The following is a 25333-nucleotide window of genomic DNA, read 5'->3' as shown; positions in this document are numbered from 1 at the left end:
TGACTATAAAAAACATTCCTCCTAATGAAATTGTCTTTATATTTCGATATTTTTTATAAAAATACTTTCAAAATGGTATAAATTGCACTTACACTTTAAGATGCATTTTCCTTATTTTCTTTTGATAAAGTTTTTTCCTCTTTAGAGATACTCACATTTTCTCTCACAGTCTTTTTAGACTTAGACTTTTGTAGCGTTTTCGTTTTAGCATTAAGTTTTGATTTTTTTTCTGCAATCGGCTGACCTTTAACACGGACATCCGCTAATGTTGAACGAACAACACGAATATTCATATTCTCACCAATTTCAACCTCTAGTTCTCCACTCTCGTCGTGAACCTTCGTAACCTTGCCGATAATACCACCACCTGTTATAACTGTATCACCACGACGTACTGCATTAAGCATCTCCTGCCGTTTTTTCATTTGGGCGCGCTGTGGGCGAATGGCAAAAAAATACATAATTGCAAAAATTAAAATGAATGGGATAGCGTTAACAAATGAAATTCCACTGGAAACATCGCCTGCACTTTGAGCATAAGCGTTCGTAATAGACATTTTTATCTCCTATAGTTAAACTTCAGGTATTTCCCACTCTCTTAAAATAAAACTCCGATTCAGAAAAAATTCCTAAAGAATTTATTATAAAAAGTGATAATGATATAATGTAATCTCAGCTTTATGAAAATGCAATAAATCCTTAAGAGACAGAATACAATAAGAAAAAATTTAAAAAACAGATTTATTTTTCTCTCTTATAATCCTACACTAGAATCCTTTTCTCTTACTCAATAAATGAGATAAAACAATTTTTCTAATGGAAAAACTTTAATTTAGAGAGATAATTCATTATTTTCTAATGTCGAATGATAGAGCTCAATACCAAAAAAACGCTCTCATTTCAAACTCTTTGAATTCACCAAAATAATTTTCTTGCCCATCACGCCTGTGAAATGAACATAAAGATAAAAAACCTTTATGATAAGAAGTCAAATATCTCTTCTCAAGCTCCTCAAATGCAAGAGTATTGCAAGCGTTTTGTGTTAACAAATCGTATGATGCTCTTTGTCTTATGCTTCATAAACATAAAGATGATAATCTCTAATGCCCCAAACAAACTGCTCTTCTAAACCAATGACTTTTTGCTGACTTATCACGTTAGACATGTGCTAATATCTTTCGATGATCGAGCGTAATGATAAATCCATGAAACACGTCAATACTTTATCAAATGAGATCGGCTTTGAAAAAAGAAGTAACATAACAGATTGATTATTCGACTCCTCAAACATTGCTTAGTATCTTGAATCATCTACAAGAGCAAATTGAACGGAAATATCATGTTATTACAGAATTAGCACCGAAAGTAGAAGCTTTAGAAAATTTAAACGGTTCTTATGAGTGCTATTGATTTAAGAAGATAAATTGTTTTCATTAAATTTCTATAAATTATAAGATTATTTAAATTTAATGTCATCAATCCCCTTAGTTTTCTAAATATTTAAGAGGATCAACTGGTAACGAATTTTTACGCATCTCAAAATAAACACGTGGCGTTTTAACATTTCCTGAAACACCCGACTTCGCAATCTCATCACCGCGTCTTATTCTTTGGCCTTTATTAACAACAAGCTGACTATTACATCCATAAATAGTGATAATATTATTTTCATGTCGAATCATAACAACATTACCCAGCTCTTTTAATCCATCTCCCGCGTAAATAACGACACCATTTTCCGCTGCCTTTACCGATGATCCTTCAGGTACAGCAATATCTATTCCTCGATTCATTATGGTTCCTTTTTTTTGACCAAACTGGCTTAATAAACGCCCTCGTACCGGCCAACGCATCTTAGAAATCCCTGTGGCTTGCGGCGTCTTAATATTATCTGTACGTGTAACGGTACTTGATAAATCAGATTCATGGTTCAATTGCATCGTCTGTTGAGAAGAATTTTTTTCAGAATTTGATCTGTTCACCTGTGTAGAAAGTGGCGTTGTTACAGGAGCTTTATATATAGGTGAAGCTTTCTTATGCTTTGTAGAAGACGTCATTTGAGATTGGAATGAAGATTCTGCTTTTGACACTGCCCAATCGTTATAACTGGGCACTTTTGAAGTTGCTAATGCACGTCTGCTTGGAAGCACAAGAACCTGACCAATATAAATGGAATTGCTGTTTATACCATTTGCTGATTTTAACGCCTCAACACTAACCCCTACTTGTCGTGCAATACTTAGGAGTGTATCTCCACTCTGGACAATATAAGAGTTCTGCCTAAAAATAGGAGAGCTATCCATTTGTGAACGGGAAAGTGTTCCAAGGTTACGTGGAGGAGCCCCCATAATACGACCATTAGAAGGAGCTCCCCTATCTTGCTGTGGAGAATTATCATCAATCCACGAATCATCACTTGGTTCTACAGGGGGCAATTCAGTACTTTGTATCATTTCTCCGCCATACGATAACATTCCCGGATCTGTAGACATAGAGTTCGCTATATTTGATTGAGATGATACCCTATGATGAGAGACAATATTGGAAAAACGTTGTGAACCAGAACTACAACCAGCAACAATCGTTACCACCGCTAAAAAAGTTATTCTCTGAAAATTATGCCGGAAAATATTATCCAAAGCTTTTAAACACATCGTTTTGCTCACTCATCAATACTCAACTTACTCCATTAAAGCTTTTTTAAATTACCGAAGGGTTAAAATGTGATGCTTTATTCATAAATATCTTTAATTAAGATCAAAATGAATTTAATGGAAAATAAAAAGTGAAATAATTTGCGCTCTTTCTTAAACTTTAAAAATTAAAGTCTCTCCGCAATACCTTTAATAAAAGGTTGATAACGCACTTGAAACAGTTCTAGACACTCAAATCGACTCCCAATTTTTGTATAGCGCGTCACCGTTTGTACCCCTTCATCAGGTCCTATCGCCTGAATGAGAATTCCATTCTCAGCTAAAAGTTCTAAAAATTCCTTGGGTTCATCAAAACGTGATGGCCAAATAAGAATGCGATCAAATGATCCCAAACCTGCCACATTATGACTTCCATCACTCTGCCGTATAACAATATTTTCAATATCCAAACTTTGGAATTTTTGGCGTGCTAAATCAACAAGCGTTTTATAACGATCAACCGTTGTAACACGATCACTTAAGCATGCCATAAGAGCAGTACAAAAGCCAGTGCCTGTACCAATTTCTAAGACACGATGCTTTTTTTTCAATGATAGTGCTGAAAGAATCAAGAGCTGTTCTTCCAAACGTTCCATATATTCCCCACACTCTATAGGAATAACTTTATTATCATAAGCACTATTAAACCACGGAGCAGAAACAAATTGTTGACGTGGAATTTTCTCTAATGCCGAAAAAAATCGCACGTCATCAATGCCTTTGCTACGCATTTTCAGTACAAGAGCAGCCAACTCCTCACGAAATTGCAAAATACCCTTTTGCTCCATAGTATTATTCACTCTCTAATGGAGATGCATTTTTATTGTCCCTACAAACTACTTCTTTTACAATGGCAAAACCTCTTGCGTTTGCATAGTATTCCCTCTTTGCAATAAACGCATATTGTTTTTCCTTTCCCAAAATTAAGCAGTAATACAACGCATGCCTCCCATATAGGGTTGTAAAACATCTGGAACAATAATTGACCCATCAGCCTGTTGATAATTTTCAAGCACAGCAATAAGACAACGGCCAACAGCCGTACCAGAACCATTAAGACTATGAATAAAATGCAATTTTTTATCGCCTTCTTTACGATAGCGAGCGTTCATACGACGACCTTGAAAGTCTCCACAAACAGAACAACTAGAAATTTCACGATAACATTCTTGGCCGGGAAGCCAAACCTCAATGTCATAAGTTTTACGTGCTGCAAACCCCATATCCCCCGTAGAAAGAACTACTGTGCGAAAAGGCAGACCTAGTCGTTTTAAGATATCTTCTGCACATTCTGTCATACGTTCCAATTCAATGAGAGACTGCTCTTCACTGGTAATCGAGACCATTTCTACCTTCCAAAATTGGTGCTGACGCAACATACCGCGTGTATCACGACCAGCAGCTCCCGCCTCTGAACGAAAACAGGGAGATAAAGAAGAAAATCGCAGTGGCAAATCTGATATTTCAAGAATTTCATCGTTGACCAAGTTCGTTAATGGCACTTCTGCTGTGGAAATAAGCCATCGGCCATCTGTTGTCTGAAAGAGATCTTCAGCAAACTTCGGCAATTGGGCTGCTCCGTAAACAATCTCATCACGAACAAGAAGAGGCACAGAAACTTCTGTATAACCATGCTCATTAACATGCACATCAAGCATAAATTGTCCCAATGCTCGTTCTAGCCGTGCTAACGCTCCTGAAAGCACCGTAAAACGTGTTCCAGACAAACGACTAGCGCGCTCAAAGTTCATCTGCTTGAGATCTTGACCAAGATCAAAATGCTCCTTTGGTGTAAAATTAAAGGTTGGAGGTGTTCCAAAATGTCGAATGACGACATTATCACTTTCATCTTTACCTTCTGGAACATCATCCAATGGAATATTGGGAAGTGCTGAAAGAATTTTTTCAAGACTTTCCGTCAGCTTTTTTTCTTCCCCTGTTGCAGAAGAAAGAAAGACTTTAAGCTCTTCAACTTCAGCTCTAAGCCGTTCAGCCATTTGCTGATCAGATGTAGCTAAAGCTTGTCCTATTTCCTTTGAAATCGCATTGCGACGTTCCTGTGCCAATTGGACCTTAGCAACATGGGATCGGCGTGCAAGATCAAGTTGTATTAACCTTTCGGCTTGTGGCTCAAGGCCTCTCCTTACGAGCGCTTTATCTAATTCTTCAGGATTTTCGCGAATCCACTTAATATCAAGCATTAAAATTCCTCATTTATATTGTTTTTATTCTATATCGTTTTTATTCATTTCTCATCGCATAAAAATATACACTTTTCTTAAGCGGATTTTCTTCTCTTTTCTATACCATAAGCCATTAAAATTGAGACCTCATAAAGCGCTATCGTTGGTAAAGCGACTGCAAACATCGTAAAAAAATCCGACGGCGTTATCATTGCTGCAATAATAAAAGAGAGCAGAATAGCCCATTTTCGTTTAGACACCAAATCATGGGACGTTAAAAGTCTAACTTTTGTTAAAAGACTGATGACAAGAGGCAATTGAAAAATCAAACCAAAAATGAGGATAAACGACGTCATAAAGCCCAAATAATCAGAAATACGCACGACAAACTCTATCTTTAATTGAGCATCTGGAAGAAATTGTTGAGAAAGGCTAAACCATAGTATTATGGGCGCCAATAGAGCATAAACAAACGCTCCTCCAATACAAAATAAAATAGGACCACCAATGAGAAAAGGCAAAAAAGCCCTGCGCTCATTTTTATAAAGCCCTGGTGCAATAAAACTATAGAATTGAAAAGCTGTATAGGGAAAAGATAAAATAATTCCTCCAAAAACAGCAAGTTTCATCTTTGTTAAAAAAGTTTCCCATACCTGCGTTGATTGCAAACGAATATTCTCAGGATACCCTCCTGCTATTTTCATTGCCCATTGATACGGCCATAGTAAAAAATTCAAGATATAATCTTTAACAAGAAAACACATCATAAAAGCGATCATAAATGCAACCAAAACCCAAATAATTCGCTGACGAAGTTCAATGAAATGTTCTAAAAGGGGTGCCATATTGGCATCAACTTCATCTTTTTTTACATTCATGAGACATCTTTTTTATCTTTAGAAGCAATAGAAATGCTTTCAAGGTGATGAGAAGCACGAGAGACTGTCCTATCTTTCTTGATTACCTTTTGATCACATTCCAAAATTTCTTTATCTTTTTTTGATTTATGGTGTGTTGTCTTAACATCCCAATTATCGTGGATATCCTCTAATGTATTTTGAGTGGGATCAAAAGTTTCTGCCAACTTCTCGCTTGAATCGTTCATATCCGAACATGTTTTTTGCAAATCATCGCTCTCAATTTGTTTTATTACATCATCAAACTGGTGACGAAGTTCATTTGCTGTTGAATGCATATAAGCTCTTACCCTTGCGATTGTCTTGAGTATTTTAGGTAAATCTTTCGGTCCAACGACAATGATGAGAACAAGTAAGATCACGACAAGCTCTGGTCCATCAATCCCAAACATCGCTTATACTCGACTTCCTCATAAAAAATAATGCACAATGATGATAAAGTTTTTGTTATTTAATACGTTTATTATTTGACACGCTGTTTTTTAGCAACAGATGCCTTTCCTCTTTTAGAGTGAGAGGGAGTCTTTCTGCGTGTTGCTACATGTTTTACCGATAATGGCTGATATTGTTGAGATTCTCCACTAATTACTTGAGAAGTATCAGTTATTTCAACCTTATCCTCAATGCTCTCCTCTTCTTCCTTCATATTCTTTTTAAAAGCTTTAATTCCCTTAGCAACATCGCCCATTAATTCAGAAACTTTACCACGCCCGAAAAGCAATAAAATAAGCAATAAAATTATAATTAAATGTGTCGGTGAAAAAATATTACCCATTATTCTCTCTAACTCTATGCTTTTAAATGCTATCTCACTTATTCATGCTTTCTTTGAAGAAGATATCAAATATCATATCCTCCTTATATATTTTTTTCTTAACTTAAAAGCAATCACACGTTTTTTAACGTAAACGGTGTAAACGAACTTTTATCCTCTCATCTCTTTTTAGGATATCAAACTATTCAAAAATTATAAACAACTTTCTCCAAAGCCCGAAAGGCTTAAAAACTTTTCTAAAGGAACTTTATATGATCCTTTGGACAACTCATCTTCCTGCAAAGATTGTATCCAATATCTTTCCTTTTAAAAACGGTTTCATCCATGAAACTGTAAATATCTCTTTGCAATCAACTTTACCCATGAGACTAATATCATCACCTTCTATAAAAAAAATTTACATGTATCTGAAAATTTTTCGAAAGTATATTCTCTGAAACTGCTTTCTTTGACACATCATTGAACATTAAAGTTTCCTCAACATTCATCTCTTACGAATAATATTTTTGATAATTCTTTGTGTTGCAGGAATCCTGTTATCGATTTTTCATAAGCAATATGAGAAATGATCATCGTCAATAAATCAGTCACATTTTTAAAGATGCGACATCGTACTTTTCTAAATATTAAGTGTGATACCGCAATATGCACTCACTCAAAATGCATATGAGGCAACATTTGTGCGTGTGATCATATCTGGAAATATGTTTTATTAACGTGTAAAATGTATTCATTTATAAAAATCATTCACTTGCACATCACAAACAAGGTTAGCATAGAGAGATCAAAATGATTAAAATGGCTTTTATAGACCAGCTCAAGTGTCAAAGACGCTAGCAAATAAGTTGCAATATTAGGGATATGACGATGCTCGCTTTCATCTTTATTCAATAAAGAGCTTCCATTGAAATGTTTGCCCTCTTCTTGTTCAACTTTCATATAAAAGATTTAAAATTTTAATGAAATAAGTGCTCCCGTGATATTTATATTTTATGTGTATCATTTTTTGATGAGGGGCTTATTTAATTTCTACAAGAAAATTTTTGTAGATATCAATTCTATTATTCTATGCTAATAACCCGATACAGTTATCCATATGATAGAGTTTTTTCCATGAATTATCGGCATATTTACCATGCTGGCAATTTTGCTGATGTTTTTAAACACATTATTGTCATGCGTATTGTAGAGTATCTCAAACGTAAAGAAAAAGCTTTTCGCGTTATAGATACCCATGCTGGTATTGGTATTTATGACCTCTCTTCTTTAGAAGCCCATAAAACAGGAGAATGGCGCGAAGGTGTGCAACGAATTTTTTCAACGCCGATCCCTGAAGATTTGAGAGCTCTGCTTTATCCATGGTGTGATATCATTGATACCCTCAATAAAGGGGAAAAAGAAATTGTATTTTATCCTGGGTCTCCTGTTCTTATTCGTCAATTATTACGGAAACAAGATCGCCTCACCGCAATAGAATTGCACAATGAAGATTATCATATTTTAGCAAAAAATTTTGCTGGCGATTATCAAACAAAAGTTCTGCATTTGGATGGTTGGCTTTCCTTAAATGCTCATTTACCACCAAAAGAAAAACGCGGGTTTATCCTTGTGGACCCTCCCTTTGAAAAAACTGGAGAATTTTCCCGCCTTATTGAGGGATTAATGAAAGCCTATCGCCGTTTTTCTGCAGGAATCTATGCTTTATGGTATCCTGTTAAACATGATAAAGAAATTGAAAGTTTTCTTGATACGCTTTACAAAACAGGGATTCCTAAAATTTTACAGCTTGAAATGCGTATCCGAAAAAAATCAAGTTCACCAACAATGAATGGAAGTGGAATGATTATTATCAACCCTCCCTACCTTTTGGAAAACGAAATTAAAAAACTCAGTCCCTTTCTTATCAATTGTCTTGGACAAGATGAAAATGCTCAAATAACGCACAAGTGGCTTCAAAAAGAACATTTAAATTAGACTTTGCTCTTACGTTTTCCCTAAAAAATACCCTTTCGTAAGATACAAAGGTGGCAAGCCTCTATTATTTTTTAGATAATATCAACATATAATATAATAATGATAAGCTTATAACGATTTCGTGAATTATAGAACAATAAAGCTATTGCACTAACCTCTTTAAGCCTTATATAAAGAGCAAGTTGGTACCTTCATACATTCTTCAGCCCTCAATGTTGCGATAGCGCTTGGAACTTGAGACGGTTCACAAGAGGAATTTTCAGTCTTTTCTTGTACAGTTTCACTCCACTCGGCTCTCCCCACTTTTAACGTGCAAGCGACATGGTTTTTAATATGGTGGTATAGATTTGAAATGAGAGAATCATACGTTTTTCAGGCGTTTAATTCAATGTCAACAATGATAAATTATCTTTATAAATCAATATGTTAACTCTTTATTATTTTTTCTTTTAGAAAATTTTTCCTCTTATCATTATGGATTTCCTCTTCTAATCATTTTTAATGAAACAATTGGCGCGTTCATAAAGCTGTCTTAAATAAACAACTCTCATATTTTTTATGAAAGATAGGCACTCTAAAATCACACTTTTATGCTATAATATGTTATTGATGGACAAAAATTATTAAAGACATAGATAATCGTTATTAAATAAAAAAGAATATTTCATACGTTAAACAAAAAGAATTTCTTGATAAACGGAATGATCCTAAAAAATAATATAAATTGTCCGGAAAATGAACGAGAAAAGCTTTCTTTTCTCTCTAACCTTACATGGAGCAATGCCAATCACAGCAATGAGAAAAATCAATTCCAAGGTGTTAAATTCATACAAGAATTTGTTAAACATCTTCCGCATAAGCCAGGAGTTTACCGAATGATTGGTGAAAATGGTGATATTCTCTACGTTGGCAAAGCTCGTAATCTTAAAAAACGTGTTTCAAACTATGCACGTGAAAAAGGACATAATAATCGTATTACCCGTATGATTCGTGCAACATATCATATGGAATTTATCGTTACCCATACAGAAACAGAAGCACTCCTTTTAGAAGCCAATCTCATCAAAAGATTGCATCCCCATTTTAATGTATTACTCCGTGATGATAAAAGCTTCCCATATATCATGATCACAAATGATCATCGAGCCCCTGCACTTTATAAACATCGCGGTGCTCGAACACAAAAAGCGCATTATTTTGGGCCTTTTGCTTCTGCTGGTGCAGTGACACAAACAATTCATGTTTTGCAACGCGCTTTTTTATTACGAACCTGTACCGATGCAATTTTTGAAAACCGTACGCGTCCCTGTTTGCTTTATCAAATTAAGCGATGTTCTGCACCTTGTACTTATGAAATTAGTGAGAGTGATTATAAAGAGCTGGTGAAAGACGCAAAAGCGTTTCTTTCGGGAAAAGATCAATCAGTTAAAAATGATATGGTTCAAGCTATGCATAAAGCTGCAGAAAATCTTGATTTTGAACAAGCCGCTTCTTATCGCGATCGCTTATCAGCCCTTTCTCACATACAAAGCCATCAAGGCATTAATCCTCAAACGATAAAAGAAGCAGATGTCTTTGCAATTGCTCAAAAGGAAGGAATGACTTGTATTCAAGTGTTCTTTTTTCGCATGGGGCAAAATTGGGGAAACCGTGCCTATTTTCCTAAAGCAGATCCCTCTTTTTCCCGTACTGAAATTTTAGCGAGTTTTCTTGCCCAATTTTACGATGACAAACCCCTTCCAAAAAACATCCTTTTGTCTGAAGAAATTGAAGAAAAAACACTTCTTACAGAAGCATTGAGTCTCAAAGCAAATCACAAAGTGTCTCTCTCTTTACCCAAGCAAGGTGAACGGAAAACGCTTGTTAACCACGCCTCTCTCAATGCTCATGAAGCACTTGAACATAAGCTCGCTGAAACAGCTACCCATACAAAATTACTTCAGGGGCTTGCTAAAACATTCCAACTGCCTTTTCTTCCTCGCCGTATAGAAGTCTACGACAATTCTCATATTATGGGAACAAATTCTGTAGGGGCTATGATTGTTGCTGGTCAAATGGGATTTGTTAAAAATCAATATCGCAAATTCAACATTCGCTCAACAGATATCACGCCTGGTGATGATTTTGGCATGATGAAAGAAGTGATTAAACGAAGATTTTCACGCCTTATCAAAGAGCATGATTTGCCTAGTAAAAGTCAGGACAGACAAGATCAAGAGAATGATCTTTTTCCCATTTGGCCTGATCTTATCTTAATCGATGGTGGTGAAGGACAAATTAACAGTGTGCATACAATCCTTGCTGAATTACAATTGAATAACCTAATCACCGTTGTTGGAATAGCCAAAGGTGTTGACCGTCATGCGGGACGTGAACGGTTTTTTATAAAAGGTATTCCTCCTTTTACACTTCCCCCCCGTGATCCTATCCTCTATTTTTTGCAACGTCTGCGTGATGAAGCACATCGTTTTGCTATTGGAACGCATAGAATAAAACGAAAAAAAGCAACATTCAAAAATCCACTTGATGAAATCGAAAATATCGGTCCGTCAAGAAAACGTGCATTGCTTCATCATTTTGGAAGTGCCAAGGCTGTTGCTGGTGCCTCACTTGAAGACTTGAAAAAAGTGACAGGAATCTCTCTTGCAATCGCACAAAAAATTCATAACCATTTTAATGAAAAATAGGCTTGTTTCATCACTTTAGCCTTGTTACTTTTGGAGAATATGTTCTCCTTCACAAGAATTGAAAATCACTCTATGAAAAATCATACTTTTTCTTTTCCGAATCTTTTAACTTATGCACGAATTGTTGCAGTCCCAATGGTTGTTGCATGCTTTTTTGTAGAAGGACGCCTCCAATCAAGTGATATCGCACGCTGGATTGCCGTGTCCATTTTTATCATTGCATCTATTACTGATTTTCTTGATGGTTATCTTGCCCGTATTTGGGAACAAACATCCAATATTGGTCGCATGTTAGATCCAATTGCCGATAAACTTCTCGTCTCTGCGTGCTTACTCTTGCTTGCCGCAGACAGTACCATCGCTGGATGGACTCTATGGGCAGCCATTATCATTCTGTGCCGAGAAATTCTTGTATCAGGATTACGTGAATATTTAGCTGAATTAAAAGTGAGCGTTCCAGTCTCTCGTCTTGCAAAATGGAAAACTTTTGTCCAAATGATCGCTATTATCTTTCTTTTAGCAGGACCAGCAGGTAATAAAGTTTTTCCTTACACGGTGGAATTTGGCATTACTATGCTGTGGATTGCCGCCCTTCTTACATTGTGGACAGGGTGGGATTATTTTCGTGCAGGTTTAAAACATGTCATCTCATGAAATTGTCTCTTGATTTATAATGATCATTTATCTTTATGCACCTTAAACAAGAAAAGATACCCATAAATCTACTTATTTTAAATCTATTGATGATCAATCAATTAAAACATTCCTTTTGCCCATCACAAACAAAGTTGGTGTCCAGATAAAAGACATTCAAGAAAAGAATAAAGAGGCTTTCTCTCCCCACAAAAACAGTTGTAATATTAAAAGCGAAAAAAGCGATGTATCTCCATATCTGTCAAAGAGATCTATTCTTGTAAGCAAAAACCCAAAACATACTGCTCTGGGCTTTTGCTTCTTATTTACGCTTTTATTAACCAACAATTTCTCTCTCAGAAAACCAAAAAGCAATTTCTGTCTTTGCCGTTTCCGCACTATCAGATCCATGGACAGAATTTTCACCAATCGACAAAGCATGAACCTTACGAATTGTCCCTTCTTCTGCATCACTAGGATTTGTAGCACCCATCACTTCACGGTTTTTAGCTATTGCATTTTCTCCTTCCAAAACCTGTAAAATTGTTGGACCAGAAGACATAAATTCAACCAATTCGCTAAAAAAAGGGCGTTCTTTATGAACAGCATAAAAATTTTCAGCCTCACGCTTGCTCATCCACACACGTTTAGAGGCAATAACACGTAAGCCCGCATCCTCAAGCATTTTGGTAATTGCGCCTGTCAAATTACGACGTGTTGCATCTGGTTTAATCATCGAAAAAGTACGCTCTAAAGCCATTTACTCACCTTTATTTCATTGATAATATTCTCTGACTGTTTCTATAGCGAGCAGGCAGTCCTTTGCCAAGTGACTTTGCAAAAATCTACATAAATTCTCGAATATATAGAATGAAGTGTAAAAAAGACTTCAATAAAATAGATATACCTACAATTATCCCTCCCATCATAAGATGCACACCGAGCTCTCAATAAATGTTGAACTCCTTATTGTACTCCTAAATGCTTCCCATCAAAATTACCATTTAAGCGATAAACATTATAAGAAAAAACCAACTTGTAAAAATAAATACCTTTTATGAAAACCTTCTTCTTTAAAGAAGACAAACCAAGACACTTCGTATCTAGGTTGGAAAACTTCCTCACACACTGAGATCAATTGAAAAACACCCCTATCATTAGAAATGATAGCGTACTCCTATAATTCCCTGAAGAGACTGTTTTGTTTTACGCCCTTTAACATAATGAGCCTCTCCATATAACTTTAACTTCTCACTCACAAAACTGCTCAAACCTATCCCTAATTTACCCGCATTACCCGATAAATCGCTCGTAAATGCATGGCGTTCATTAATCACCGTTTGATTCTCATCTTTATGCTCACGCATCCATGCTGCGGTAATATATGCCTGTGAGGAAGAAGCCATGCCAGAGCCAAATTCATACCCTAAAGACAGACCAACCTCACTGCGCAATGAAGTGAAGGGACGTATATCACCTCTCATGTCATTCGATAACTTGATTTCTTTTCCCTCAACTTGCAACCAAGTAAATTGCCCATAAGGCTGCAACCAACTACTCTTAGACGTCTGAAGTCGATAACCGGCTTCAAAAGAAGTTCCCACAGCCCATTGCGTATAAGTTCCTTCAATCCCTAAACCATTCGTGGAAACAGCCTTTAGGGTATTTTGATAATGGTTATATTTTAAAAGAGCATCCAGATACCATCCACTATGATCTAAATAAGTGACATAAGCCCCAATGCCATAACTATTGATACCACTGGTGCCCCCCCGTGCATGCGCAACACGGACACGATCATAACTGCCAAAACCACCTATATAAAATTCTCCATTTTCCCACTCGCTTAAGCCATTGATCCCTAAAACGATCCCTGTCTGATCGAGCTTAAAATCTATATGCTCTGTCGCTATGCTTTCTTTTGCTTTAATCGCATAGCTCCATAAAGCCGTACTCTTTTTACTGTGATCTAGAATTCCTCTTCCCGAACGCACACTTTGCATTTCATTGTGAAACATCATCGCTGGCGCTACAGACATAGACAAAACTGCATCTGTAGAAGGCGTGGTTAAAAACTGAGAACCTGAAAGTGTCTCACTCAATTGTGGAGAAGGTTGCTTCTGATTGCTTGGACGCAAAGTCATCTGATCGGCTAAAACTTGAGAAGAAGCTGAAACAGCCATCTGTTGTTTATCACCAGAAAGAGGATGTGAAACTGATGGCGGCGACACGACACGAGTCTGATTTTCTTGAGAAGAAGATACTGAAATACTCGAACCATTTTGCGCTTCGCTTAAATGACGTGGAGGTCGTGGCTTAGATTGCTGTGTTTTAGTAAGCCTTTGAGGACTGATATCTTTTCTCTTGGAAGAAGCGCCTTGATCAGACTGTGTCCCCACATCAGGAGATAATACAACAGGATCCTTAGCTTTCTTGTTTGCACATTGTACTTCAGCACTAGAACGTTCTGAATTTTCAGTGGCTCTAATTAAATACCAAATTTTAGAATGACCACTAGAATTAGCACATCTAGTTCTCTTCTCTAAGCGATACTGATAGGTTCCACCATCAACAGCTGTAATACCCCTCCCCGAAAGATCTGCCAGAGTAAAGTTAGCTCCTTCACCTTGGCTTCTATCGGTAATCAAATTGATTCCGCCAACTAAACTATTCCTTTGTGAGAGAGCGTCTGTAATCTCTCGCCCCGAATCTGTAACACTTACTTTGTGATTACCTGAGCCATTATCGATCAACAAATAATCGCTATTATGATCTCCCGTAGCATTGATATTAAAACGAAAATGTAAATCACCCGAAAGCTTTTGAACATAAAGTGAAATATGACGTGGATCATACGGAATAGAATCAAAAATAACAGTCCCTCCATTCCCCCCTAAATCTTCAATTTTTATCTGTGGTTTATGTTGGATATTCCGTTCACCAACCTCAAATATTATTTCATCAGGTTTTCCTTCTAGAGGAATATTTTTCTTAGCCGTATGATTTGTCCTATCACCAGCAAATAAATAAAGTTCCCCATGACCATTGACCCTTACTTCTCCAGTGACATCTTTTGCGCCAACATGTAGCCACGATTTGGCATAATCCGTAATTGTTAAAGTATTCACCAGCCCTCTAGGATAGACAACTTGAATAGCCTGATTCTTCAAAGTAGTTTTCACAGATTCTCCTAGCGCTAAAACGTGCTGCTTACCATTATCAGAGACTTCTGTAGCCGTTGCTCTCCCCCCTTCCTTTCTTTGCCCCGCATAAAGATTTTGTTCTCCATCCTTCCCCACTTTCGCATACCAAGCACCTCCCCCATCATACACATTCTGCTGTCCTATCGCTCCATCTCCACCCGTAACTGTGGAATTATACGCACTACTTCGTCTCAACACGAGTGCAAAATCAATATTTGGCTCTTCATGAACAAACTGCTGACCACCCAAAATTTTGGCCCCCATTGTAGTTCCTCCGCGTGTAACTATTTGCATCCCTCCTTTTTTAATAGAGGACGCCACCGAAATACTTCCATTATCAACAAGCTCTACTTCCCCATATTTAATCGTCATATTATTTTTGAAAATACGTGCAATCATTTCTAATTTTTTTCGTTCCTCTTCTCCATTTCCCACATGGGTTGTTCTTGTTAGCCCTCTATTCCCACTGTCTACTGCACTTGCAGATTGCACAAGACAACTACTTATCATCAATACTGAAAAACTTAATTTGTATTTATACCTCATTATCCACACTCCACTCTCAATTATTTAGAAAAATATCCCGCGGCTACGTAGGTAACGCGTCTTAGATTGTATCATAATGTGTTTTATTTATGTCTAAATACAATTTTTTAGTGTATTTTTTTTAATTTAAACAACTGTAGGTTGTTATTTTATCAAACACTAAAAACGCTAACTGAAGGGAAAAAACTGTATAAAATTCAAACTGTTTACTTGAGTTCAAGGAATAATTTACATATTTGTATTTCAAATTATGGAGGGAAAAGTGCCCATGCCCTTTAACGAGGTCCCACCCCTTATGTAAAACAGAGCGCCCTTGGATTGCATATTCACGGATCTGTTTTAAAGAAACATCTCTCAATATGCCGTGAATCCATTTCCTAACGTCGATAATGAATAGTATAATTAAATCCATTAAAGACCTCCATCTTTACACTTATGGTAAAGCAAGTTGGCTCCATCACACACTTTACCAGCCCTAAAATGTCGCGATAGTTCTTAACACTTAAAGTGGTCCATCAGAAGCATTTTGAGTGCTTTCGTGTACAATTTTACTCTACACGGCACTCTTCCCTATTTATGACGTGCAAGCAAATTATTTTGATTGATTCAAAATGGAGTAGATTTGGAATAAGAAAATCCTACAATATTCAAGACTCTCATTCAACATGCAAAACAATGAATTGTTTTTATTAAATGAATACCTTGCTTTAAAAGAGAGTATAAAAGTATCCTTACTGTTTGAAAAGGTCTCTATACTCTCAAAAAGACGTAGTGAAGCGTTATCTGTTTAATCATGCGAAACAATGATATTTGTAAAGTTAATCAGCCGTATAAAGATGTACTTAGAAACTATAGCGCAATCCTAAAATACCTTGAAGAGCATTTTTAATCTTATGTCCTTTTAAATAATATGCTTCCGCATAAAGTGTTAGGTTATCATTGACCGAACTGTTTAAACCAATCCCTAATTTACCCGCACTACCCGATAAGTCTGTGATAAATTTATACTGATTATTAATTGTCGCATGATTATTATTTATATTCTCACGCAACCAAGCTGCCATTATATAAGCTGTTAATGAAGTTTCTGAATTCACAAAGAATTCATGTCCTGCTGTCAATCCAACTTCACTACGGAATGAAACTAATGGACTTAAATCACCGACCATTCCATTGGAAAGTTTTATTTTTTTACCTTCAACCTGGAGACCTGTTAGCTTGATATAAGGCTGCATCCAAGTATTTGGCGCCGGTTCAAAATAACAACCAATTTCAAATGATCCACCGATTGCCCATTGATTGTAATGACTTTGAATTACTAAACCATTTGTTGAGATGGCTTTCAAATTATCTTTATAATAATTATATTTCAAAACACCATCCATATACCATCCACGGTGATCAAAATAAGTTGCGTAAGTTCCAATGCTATAAGAGCTTAAATCACTGTCCCCCTCTCGTGCATGGGAAACACGTGCTTGATCATAACTACCGAAACCACCAACATATAATTCTCCATGCCTTAATTCATTCAACTGATCAGCACCAAAAACTAAACCTGTCTGCCCAAGCTTAAAGTGTGTATGGCCTGTCGCAATGCGTTCTCTGCTCTTAATCCCATAAGTCCATAGCTCGATATCTTTTCTATTTCTGTTCCAAATTTTTCTACCATTCCGGACAATTTGCAATTCATTGTTAAAAATAAGTCCAGGGACGACAGACAACGTTAACACTGCATCCGTAGAAGGAGTGGTTAATGTTCCCCCAGGAATGAACGGATTTGTAGGATCTGGAATAGAGTTTTCCGGTCCACTGAGACGGTCTGCAGATAAAAACCAAACTTTTCCATTTTCACCCTTTCTTTCTTTCAGACCATACATATAAGTTCCACCATCAAGGGCATTAATATTTTCGCCCTTAAGATCTGTCAGCGTAAAATGCGCTCCACCACTTTGATCCGTAATTAAATCACGCTTGTTTGAAAAAGGTTCCGTGATTTCAACGCCAGAATCAGCAACACTAATCGTATGATTCCCAGCCCCTTTCTCAACGAAGAGATAATCACCACGGCTATGAGCAATGGTGGTATTGAACGCGAAATGTAAACTTCCTGAAAGATTATTCACATGAAGCTGAGAATAATAGGGATCAGAACCTGTAAACGCAAAAATAACACTTCCCTCACCACCTAATTTTTGTATTAAAGAGCTTTTTCCATCAGACTCATCCGTGAGTGAATACAGTTTTGTCTCTTTTCCATTTAAAAGAATATCCTCTACTGTGGTGCGATGTTGTTCATTCCCAGCATAAAGATGAAGCTGCCCAGAATGATTTACCTGTGTTTTACCTTCTAATGTCGCTCCAGCATGCACCCATGATTTTGTTTCATCATTCATTGTTAGATTTTTTACAGATCCATCCGTATCTATTTCCTGAATAGCGTTCTCATTTAAAGTGACTCCAATAGCCTGACCGCCTTTTAAGATATGCTGTTTACCACCAGCAAAAACTTCTGTATCAAATGCAAAACCACTATTTTTTGCATCTTCAGACTTTTTTCCAACCTCTTGGATGCCCCCTCGCATAACTTTTGTATTCCAAACTTTACCCCCGTCATATACTTTTTGTTGGCCTAATATTTCATCTTGACCATAAATGACTGTATGAGAAGCGCTACTCCCTTTAATCTCTCCTCCAACATCCCCCTCTCCGAAAACAAGCTGCTCCCCACCATAAATTTTAGTCCCCTCTACTTTTCCTCCATTTCCAACACTTTGTTGTCCGCCTTCTTTAACGACAGCATTTTTTGAAAAGCCTTGTTTGCCCTTTAAAGCCTGAACATTTTCAATTCCACCATGTTCAATTTTACTATTCTCACTGAGACCTCCTGCATACACATAAAGCTGCGCACCATTTTTTACCGTGTTATCGATAGACCGCCCTGGACTATCAATCTCACCATCATTGGAAATGTATGCTTTACCTTCATTATCAAGGACATAATTTTCAAGCAGTGCCCCATCTTTAATGAAGATAAGCTCTGGTTTTTTAAGAAACGTAGTATTTTGTTCATGTGCATTATACCCAACATTGTTATGATGACTGCTGTCAAACTCCTGCTGGCTTGCAAATATTCTAGTACCCTTAACAAGGGTAAAATCGCTAGGCTTTTTTAAAAAGCCTAATTCATTGCGCGTTCTTACAATGCCATCATTCGATGCTCCAAGGATGCATCTTCCCGTTTTCATATCTTCATTGTATTGATCCTGAAATACTTGATCATTTTCATAACTCGAAGATTGACAAAAAAGCGATGCCCCCCCCTCACTTGCAGAAGCAGCCTGTACAAAACAGCTGCTCAACATGAGTATCCAAAAATTTCGTTTCCATTTATATTGTGTAGCCATATCCTCCCCCCTCTTTACGCCTGCATAGACACAAAACGTAACTAGCTCTACAAAATATATTTTCAACCTTAGATTGTAATAATTCTTCTGAGTAGCCTCATTACTTCACTCAAAGAACTGTTCTTTACCATCTCTTCAATGCGTTTTTGACCAAAAATATAAGGAAATTCCTATATTTCTTCAAAGTTTTTTCTTCAAAGAAAAAAAGTAACACATCATAAACTATAATATAAAATTAGAGCATATAATCTGTCATGAAAAGCGAGTTTGCAGGCTCTGAAAAGTTATTTACGCTTTATTAAAAACTTTCAAAAATAATTATAGATTTGAAAGATAACTATACTCTTATAATTAGAAATGATAGCGTACTCCTATAATTCCCTGAAGAGACTGTTTTGTTTTACGCCCTTTAACATAATGAGCCTCTCCATATAACTTTAACTTCTCACTCACAAAACTGCTCAAACCTATCCCTAATTTACCCGCATTACCCGATAAATCGCTCGTAAATGCATGGCGTTCATTAATCACCGTTTGATTCTCATCTTTATGCTCACGCATCCATGCTGCGGTAATATATGCCTGTGAGGAAGAAGCCATGCCAGAGCCAAATTCATACCCTAAAGACAGACCAACCTCACTGCGCAATGAAGTGAAGGGACGTATATCACCTCTCATGTCATTCGATAACTTGATTTCTTTTCCCTCAACTTGCAACCAAGTAAATTGTCCATAAGGCTGCAACCAACTACTCTTAGACGTCTGAAGTCGATAACCGGCTTCAAAAGAAGTTCCCACAGCCCATTGCGTATAAGTTCCTTCAATCCCTAAACCATTCGTGGAAACAGCCTTTAGGGTATTTTGATAATGGTTATATTTTAAAAGAGCATCCAGATACCATCCACTATGATCTAAATAAGTGACATAAGCCCCAATGCCATAACTATTGATACCACTGGTGCCCCCCCGTGCATGCGCAACACGGACACGATCATAACTGCCAAAACCACCTATATAAAATTCTCCATTTTCCCACTCGCTTAAGCCATTGATCCCTAAAACGATCCCTGTCTGATCGAGCTTAAAATCTATATGCTCTGTTGCTATGCTCTCTTTTGCTTTAATCGCATAGCTCCATAAAGCCGTATTCTTTTTACTGTGATCTAGAATTCCTCTTCCCGAACGCACGCTTTGCATTTCATTGTGAAACATCATCGCTGGCGCTACAGACATAGACAAAACTGCATCTGTAGAAGGCGTGGTTAAAAACTGAGAACCTGAAAGTGTCTCACTCAATTGTGGAGAAGGTTGCTTCTGATTGCTTGGACGCAAAGTCATCTGATCGGCTAAAACTTGAGAAGAAGCTGAAACAGCCATCTGTTGTTTGTCACCAGAAAGAGGATGTGAAACTGTTGGAACGGCTCCTTTAATCATTTGACTTCCCAGATTTGAAACAATTGAAGAAACAGAAGTTGAGGATTTTGAATTCGAATTTCGACGGTTTTCTCTTTGACGAGGTAATTTAATCGCATGCTCTTGTGTATTTGTAAGCGTTGAAAGAGAAGAAACTGGTTGATTTTGACTTAAATGCCGGGCAGATCTGCTTATCCTCCGTGGTCCTCTTGGCGCTCTATCCATGTAAACTGCAGATAAATACCAAACTTTTCCCTCTTCATTCTCAATATTTTTGTGTTTTAAGCCATAGGTATAAGTTCCACCATCAACCATTCCAATTTTTGCACCAGAAAAACTTTGTAGAGTAAAAGAAGCGCCTCCACTTTGATCTAAAATTAAATCAAGTTCTGTTGAAGAAGGATCAACAATTTCAATACCAGAATCAACCACACTTATTGTGTGAGAGCCATAACCATTTTTGATAAAAAGATAGTCACCTTCTCCTTCTGCAAGACTGACATTAAAATTGAAATGAAGACTCCCAGAAAGGTCATCAACATAAAGCTGAGAGTAATGTAAATCGGATTGTGTAGAAGTAAAAATAATATCTCCTACACCACTCAGCTTTTTAATATACGTTTCTGTGTTTCCATATCCATTAGAAATAGAATATAATTTAGCATTCTCTCCCTCTAAATTGATATCGTTGACTGTCGTCTGATGATTTTTTTCAGTATAAAAATGATCATTTCCAGCATAAAGATGGAGTTGCCCCAAATCATGAATTTTTATTTTTCCTTCTAACATTGCACCAGCAAAGACCCATGAATTGGCTCCCTCTTCAATTGTTAGATTTTTTACAATGCCCCCAGCGTGAACTTCTTGAGCACCACCAGTGCGTAAAATTACTGTATTTGCTTCACCCCCTGCGAATACCCTCTGTACACCATCCGCAAAAACCTCAGTATTTATGGCTAAACCACCGGCTTTTTCTGCAAAGTTATCATCATCAGGAAACCATTTAGCAAGAGTTTGTATTCCTCCACTCATCACTTTTGTTCTGACAGCCATTCCATCATCATACACATTCTGCTGTCCGAGTGTATCCCCCTGACTATAAATTATCGTATCATAAGCACTGCTTCCAACAATCCCACCATTCACGTATCCATCTCCCCAAATCAGCTGATCACCACCGTAGATTGTAGTCTGCAATGCTGTTCCTCCTCCTTCTACCTTTTGTTGCCCGCCCTCGTAAATAATCGTAGAATCCGAAATTCCCTGTTCCCCTATAATCTCAGAACCACCATTTTCAATTGTTGTATTCTTAACAAAACCACCAGATTCAACATAAAGTCTTCCAGATCCCTCAACTGTAACGTTAATGGATTGCTTAAGAGCACCTTGCTCTCTATCATCAGAGATATAAACTACCCTGTCATCATCAAGCAAAAAGTTTTGTAGAATTCCTCCTCCCTCACGAATACTGAAATTAATGACATTAGAATATGGATCAAAATTAATATTAACATCTTGCGATGGTGTCATATTTTCTTCTGTTTCAGGAAGCTTATCTATAGGCGATTCGGCATGAGGTGAGGGGATTACAGAAGTAGAAGTTGTTTCCAACGGTGCCAAATACCAAATCTTTCCACCGTTATGATCTTTCGTCTTTAGATCATACAGGTAGGCTCCACCATCAATCATACTTGTCTTTTCACCAGAAAAATCTGTCAGAGTAAAATGCGCATTTCCGCTTTGTTCATGAATTAAATCAAGCTCTAAAGCTAAGTTCTGATTTTGTAGAGAAGAATTGGCAATTTCAATACCAGAATCAATCACGCTTATGGTGTGATGTCCTTCCCCCTTTTTGATAAGGAGATAATCACCGCGCTGCTCCTCAAAATTGGTATTCAATCTAAAATGTAAGTTCCCTGAAAGATTCCCGACCTCAAGTTTAGAGTAATGTGGATTCAATACGGTAGAAGTAAAAATAACACGACCATCACCACTTAAGTTCTCAATCAAAGAACTTTCGCCATCCATCTTAGAAGCAATAGCATACAATCTTGTACCTTTGCCATTTAAAACAATTTTTTCGACTTCAGTACGAGATTGATCAGGGCCAGCATACAGATAAATTCGTCCAGAATCATGAATCATGGTGCTTCCTTCTAATGTTGCACCAAGATGTAACCACGATTGTGCTTGATCCTTAATGATTAAATCTTTTACATACCCCCCTAAATCTATTTTCTGAAAAGCATTCCCTTGTAAAGTAACACCAAAAGCCATTCCCCCCGCTAAAACGTGTTGCTCTCCACCAGAAAAGACCTCTGTATTAAATGCAAAACTACTATAATCGTTTAGATCCCCTTCTACATAAAGATTTTGTACCCCTCCTTCCATAATCTTTGTATGAAAAACCTCTCCATCATCATACACATTCTGATATCCTCGCACCCCATTTTCACCAGAAATGACGGTGTCATAGGCGCTGCTCCTTACCATCTCCCCTTGGATATTAGATTTTCCTGAAACCAACTGCTCACCACTATAAATTTTAGCCCCTTCAGCTTTTCCCCCCTCTTCAATCCTTTGTTGTCCACCTTTATGAACAGCACTATCCTGAGAAAGCCCCTGTATTTTAATAAGCTCAATCCCGCCTCTTTGAATTGTCGTATACAAGCTAAAACCACCGCTATAAACAGAGAGCTTTCCACCATCTTTAACTGTATTACTAATTGAAGTTTCTCCATTACTCTTAACTTTTGTGCTGCTCATGTCAAAGCTAGGATCAGCAATCGTGACAATCATTCCCTTTTCAATAGTCAATTCTGTAAGTTCATCCGGTAATGAAGAAGTAGATGACTGCAAGCTAAAATCAGAAAATAAAGCATTTGTCTCATCAAGAGCATAATTCGCATCTAAATACCAAATTTTACCGGTGCCTTTATCTTTTCTATGCTTCAAACGATACCGATAGGTTCCAGCATCAATCGTTTCGATTTTTTCACCAAAAGTATTTGTCAGAGTAAAACGCGCATCTCCACTATGATCAGAAATTAATTTAAGCTTTTTGTGAGAAGAATTTGTAATTTCACGCCCAGAATCCATCACACTTATGGTATGAGAACCAGAGCTCCTTTCTTTAATGATAAGATAATCACTAAGACGCTTGGCAAAGTTGACATTAAAATCGAAATGGAAAGAACCTGAAAGATCCTCAATATTAAGCTCAGAGTAATGCTTATGAGCCCCTAAAGACGTAAAAATAACTCTCCCATTTCCTTTTAAATTCTGGATATTAACCTGAGGTTTTTTGCCGTTATCTTCGGAAGAAATATCTTCAGAAACAATAATATATAGCTTGGTATCTTCTCCATTTAAATTAAGATTTTCTACTTCCGTAATAGCTTCACCATTCCCAGCATAAAGATAGAGGCTGCCAAAATCATAAACATTTGTGTCCTTATCTAATATTGCACCGGCGAAAACCCATGACCTTGCTTGATGATTAATTGTTAGATTATCCGCGTATCCAGAATTATATATCTTTTGAGTAGCATGATCATATAAAGTAACTTCACTCGCATTCCCTCCTGCTAAGATATTCTGCGCCCCATTTTTAAAAAGTTCAGTACTCAGTGCAAAAGACCCCTCATTGATTGTAAAATCGTCATCTTCTGTATCGGCTGTATCAGCATCTTCTGAGAAGCTGTTATTAAAATTCTCTTGACCATCAAGATTCTGAACGCCTCCTTTCATAACCCTTGTATCAACAGCCATCCCCCCACTATAGACACTTTGTATTCCTGGCATTCCATCGGCAGCCTGAATTTCAGTGCCATAAGCACTACTTGCCTTATCTTCAAGATCCAAACCATCTCCAAGAATTCCCTTACCCCAAATAATCTGCTCACCTCCATGGATTTTAGTCCCTTCAGCATTTGCACCACTTTCAACAATTTGTTGCCCCCCTTTTTTAACCGTGGCATATTCTGAAGTACTTAGATTTTGGACAAACTCAATCCCCCCATGCTCAATTGTTGTATCCCGACTAACACTTGCTGCATCAATGTAAAGTTTTCCACCCTCCTGAACCGTATTATTGATGGAATAGCCTGCATCCTCATAGCTAAAGCTATTTACTGTTTCACCAGAACCTTCAGAATCACGGTTAATAATATAGATAGCAGCACCATTGCTTATTATTGAATTTGTAAGGACTTTAAAGAACAGATTTTCTAATTTCTTCCTTTCCTCTTCTGGAAGCTTTCTTTCTTCTATTGTCTTTTCATACATTATCATTTTTGCTCCCCCCGTTTTTTCTTTTAAGCTCCTCACTTTTGATAATAATTTTCGTGTCTCTTCTAGCTGTTCACTGATCCCTACAGGTGTTAATCGCTTTTCTTTTAGTGTGGATACTCCATCTGCACTCGCAACCTTTACAAAAAAACTACTGGCCATTAGCATCCAAAAACTTAATTTCAATTTACGTTGCATTATTCACACTCCATCATTCTAAATTTAAATCCCTCATTTAGAAAAAAGTGCATAGACCAAAACAACATTCTGTAATGGCGCAACCGCATATTTTTTAAGATAACAAAGCATTTGATGATTAAGCTTTGACAGATCAAATATACACCATGTGTTTTTAAATGTATGCACAACTAAAAGGTTTATTTTTATTACATACACTTAAAAAGTGTTATAATTATATTCATAAAAAAATTTTTTAATATTTCTAAAACATTAATCTACGAAGCAGATTGATCCTCAATAAATAAAAATAGTTAAATTTTAAAGGAAATAGCACTATGCATGAGGAGGATTTTTATGGCTCCATATTTTCATTTCTACAGCGTTTAAAATAGTTTCTTTACTCACTTCAATTTTAATAATATGAAAAACACT

General features: G+C 36.9%; 14 protein-coding genes. 3 read left to right on the top strand and 11 right to left on the bottom strand.

The genetic code is table 11. The features are described 5' to 3' along the window. Positions 1-95: 95 nt before the first annotated feature. From yajC to tatA, 7 genes are all read right to left on the bottom strand, one after another. A complete protein-coding gene (gene yajC / locus D1093_RS05735) occupies positions 96-557 on the bottom strand; it encodes a preprotein translocase subunit YajC (RefSeq protein WP_120101268.1) in 462 nt (153 codons plus the stop codon). A gap of 927 nt (positions 558-1484) precedes the next feature. Then, positions 1485-2654 (bottom strand): M23 family metallopeptidase, encoded by a 1170-nt coding sequence (locus D1093_RS05730; protein WP_120101266.1) that lies wholly within the window; start codon positions 2652-2654, stop codon positions 1485-1487. 167 nt (positions 2655-2821) lie between these two features. Next, positions 2822-3481 (bottom strand): protein-L-isoaspartate(D-aspartate) O-methyltransferase, encoded by a 660-nt coding sequence (locus tag D1093_RS05725; RefSeq protein WP_120101265.1) that lies wholly within the window; start codon positions 3479-3481, stop codon positions 2822-2824. 135 nt (positions 3482-3616) lie between these two features. Continuing rightward, positions 3617-4894, bottom strand: coding sequence for a serine--tRNA ligase (gene serS / locus D1093_RS05720; protein WP_120101263.1), 1278 nt, complete (start codon positions 4892-4894; stop codon positions 3617-3619). A gap of 77 nt (positions 4895-4971) precedes the next feature. Then, a complete protein-coding gene (tatC, locus tag D1093_RS05715) occupies positions 4972-5754 on the bottom strand; it encodes a twin-arginine translocase subunit TatC (protein ID WP_120101261.1) in 783 nt (260 codons plus the stop codon). Next, complete coding sequence (locus D1093_RS05710; protein WP_120101259.1) at positions 5751-6185, bottom strand: twin-arginine translocase TatA/TatE family subunit; 435 nt, start codon at positions 6183-6185, stop codon at positions 5751-5753. The genes tatC and D1093_RS05710 overlap by 4 nt, the downstream gene beginning before the upstream one ends. A 71-nt stretch (positions 6186-6256) precedes the next feature. Continuing rightward, positions 6257-6568: a twin-arginine translocase TatA/TatE family subunit gene (gene tatA / locus D1093_RS05705; protein ID WP_120101258.1), complete on the bottom strand. Its 312-nt coding sequence runs from the start codon at positions 6566-6568 to the stop codon at positions 6257-6259. Between the two features lie 1113 nt (positions 6569-7681). Here tatA and D1093_RS05700 point away from each other — a divergent pair. From D1093_RS05700 to pgsA, 3 genes are all read left to right on the top strand, one after another. Continuing rightward, entirely contained in the window at positions 7682-8542 is an 861-nt protein-coding gene (locus tag D1093_RS05700; RefSeq protein ID WP_120101255.1) for a 23S rRNA (adenine(2030)-N(6))-methyltransferase RlmJ, read from the top strand. 701 nt (positions 8543-9243) lie between these two features. Beyond that, positions 9244-11229: an excinuclease ABC subunit UvrC gene (uvrC, locus tag D1093_RS05695; protein ID WP_120101253.1), complete on the top strand. Its 1986-nt coding sequence runs from the start codon at positions 9244-9246 to the stop codon at positions 11227-11229. Between the two features lie 72 nt (positions 11230-11301). Next, on the top strand, positions 11302-11883 hold the full coding sequence (gene pgsA, locus D1093_RS05690) for a CDP-diacylglycerol--glycerol-3-phosphate 3-phosphatidyltransferase (RefSeq protein WP_005773717.1): 582 nt from the start codon (positions 11302-11304) through the stop codon (positions 11881-11883). A gap of 316 nt (positions 11884-12199) precedes the next feature. Here pgsA and ndk read toward each other — a convergent pair whose 3' ends face one another. From ndk to bafA (D1093_RS05670), 4 genes are all read right to left on the bottom strand, one after another. Next, entirely contained in the window at positions 12200-12622 is a 423-nt protein-coding gene (gene ndk, locus D1093_RS05685; RefSeq protein WP_120101251.1) for a nucleoside-diphosphate kinase, read from the bottom strand. A gap of 397 nt (positions 12623-13019) precedes the next feature. Continuing rightward, positions 13020-15611 (bottom strand): BafA family autotransporter, encoded by a 2592-nt coding sequence (gene bafA, locus D1093_RS05680; protein ID WP_120101250.1) that lies wholly within the window; start codon positions 15609-15611, stop codon positions 13020-13022. Positions 15612-16453: 842 nt separating this feature from the next. Continuing rightward, a complete protein-coding gene (gene bafA / locus D1093_RS05675) occupies positions 16454-19018 on the bottom strand; it encodes a BafA family autotransporter (RefSeq protein WP_120101246.1) in 2565 nt (854 codons plus the stop codon). Positions 19019-19369: 351 nt separating this feature from the next. Further along, entirely contained in the window at positions 19370-24919 is a 5550-nt protein-coding gene (bafA, locus tag D1093_RS05670; RefSeq protein ID WP_120101245.1) for a BafA family autotransporter, read from the bottom strand. Between the last annotated feature and the right edge of the window lie 414 nt (positions 24920-25333).

This window comes from Bartonella kosoyi, assembly GCF_003606325.2.
GTDB classification, from domain to species: domain Bacteria; phylum Pseudomonadota; class Alphaproteobacteria; order Rhizobiales; family Rhizobiaceae; genus Bartonella; species Bartonella kosoyi.
Note: the sequence above shows the minus strand (reverse complement) of the source record. Positions and strands in the feature narration are given on the sequence as shown.

Bases quoted from the DNA above. Each gene is read 5' to 3' on its own strand.
- tatC (WP_120101261.1), bottom strand. From the start codon at position 5,754: ATGAATGTAAAAAAAGATGAAGTTGATGCCAATATGGCACCCCTTTTA.
- uvrC (WP_120101253.1), top strand. From the start codon at position 9,244: ATGATCCTAAAAAATAATATAAATTGTCCGGAAAATGAACGAGAAAAG.
- D1093_RS05725 (WP_120101265.1), bottom strand. From the start codon at position 3,481: ATGGAGCAAAAGGGTATTTTGCAATTTCGTGAGGAGTTGGCTGCTCTT.
- bafA (WP_120101245.1), bottom strand. From the start codon at position 24,919: ATGCAACGTAAATTGAAATTAAGTTTTTGGATGCTAATGGCCAGTAGT.
- D1093_RS05730 (WP_120101266.1), bottom strand. From the start codon at position 2,654: ATGTGTTTAAAAGCTTTGGATAATATTTTCCGGCATAATTTTCAGAGA.
- tatA (WP_120101258.1), bottom strand. From the start codon at position 6,568: ATGGGTAATATTTTTTCACCGACACATTTAATTATAATTTTATTGCTT.
- D1093_RS05700 (WP_120101255.1), top strand. From the start codon at position 7,682: ATGAATTATCGGCATATTTACCATGCTGGCAATTTTGCTGATGTTTTT.
- pgsA (WP_005773717.1), top strand. From the start codon at position 11,302: ATGAAAAATCATACTTTTTCTTTTCCGAATCTTTTAACTTATGCACGA.
- ndk (WP_120101251.1), bottom strand. From the start codon at position 12,622: ATGGCTTTAGAGCGTACTTTTTCGATGATTAAACCAGATGCAACACGT.
- bafA (WP_120101246.1), bottom strand. From the start codon at position 19,018: ATGGCTACACAATATAAATGGAAACGAAATTTTTGGATACTCATGTTG.
- bafA (WP_120101250.1), bottom strand. From the start codon at position 15,611: ATGAGGTATAAATACAAATTAAGTTTTTCAGTATTGATGATAAGTAGT.
- D1093_RS05710 (WP_120101259.1), bottom strand. From the start codon at position 6,185: ATGTTTGGGATTGATGGACCAGAGCTTGTCGTGATCTTACTTGTTCTC.
- yajC (WP_120101268.1), bottom strand. From the start codon at position 557: ATGTCTATTACGAACGCTTATGCTCAAAGTGCAGGCGATGTTTCCAGT.
- serS (WP_120101263.1), bottom strand. From the start codon at position 4,894: ATGCTTGATATTAAGTGGATTCGCGAAAATCCTGAAGAATTAGATAAA.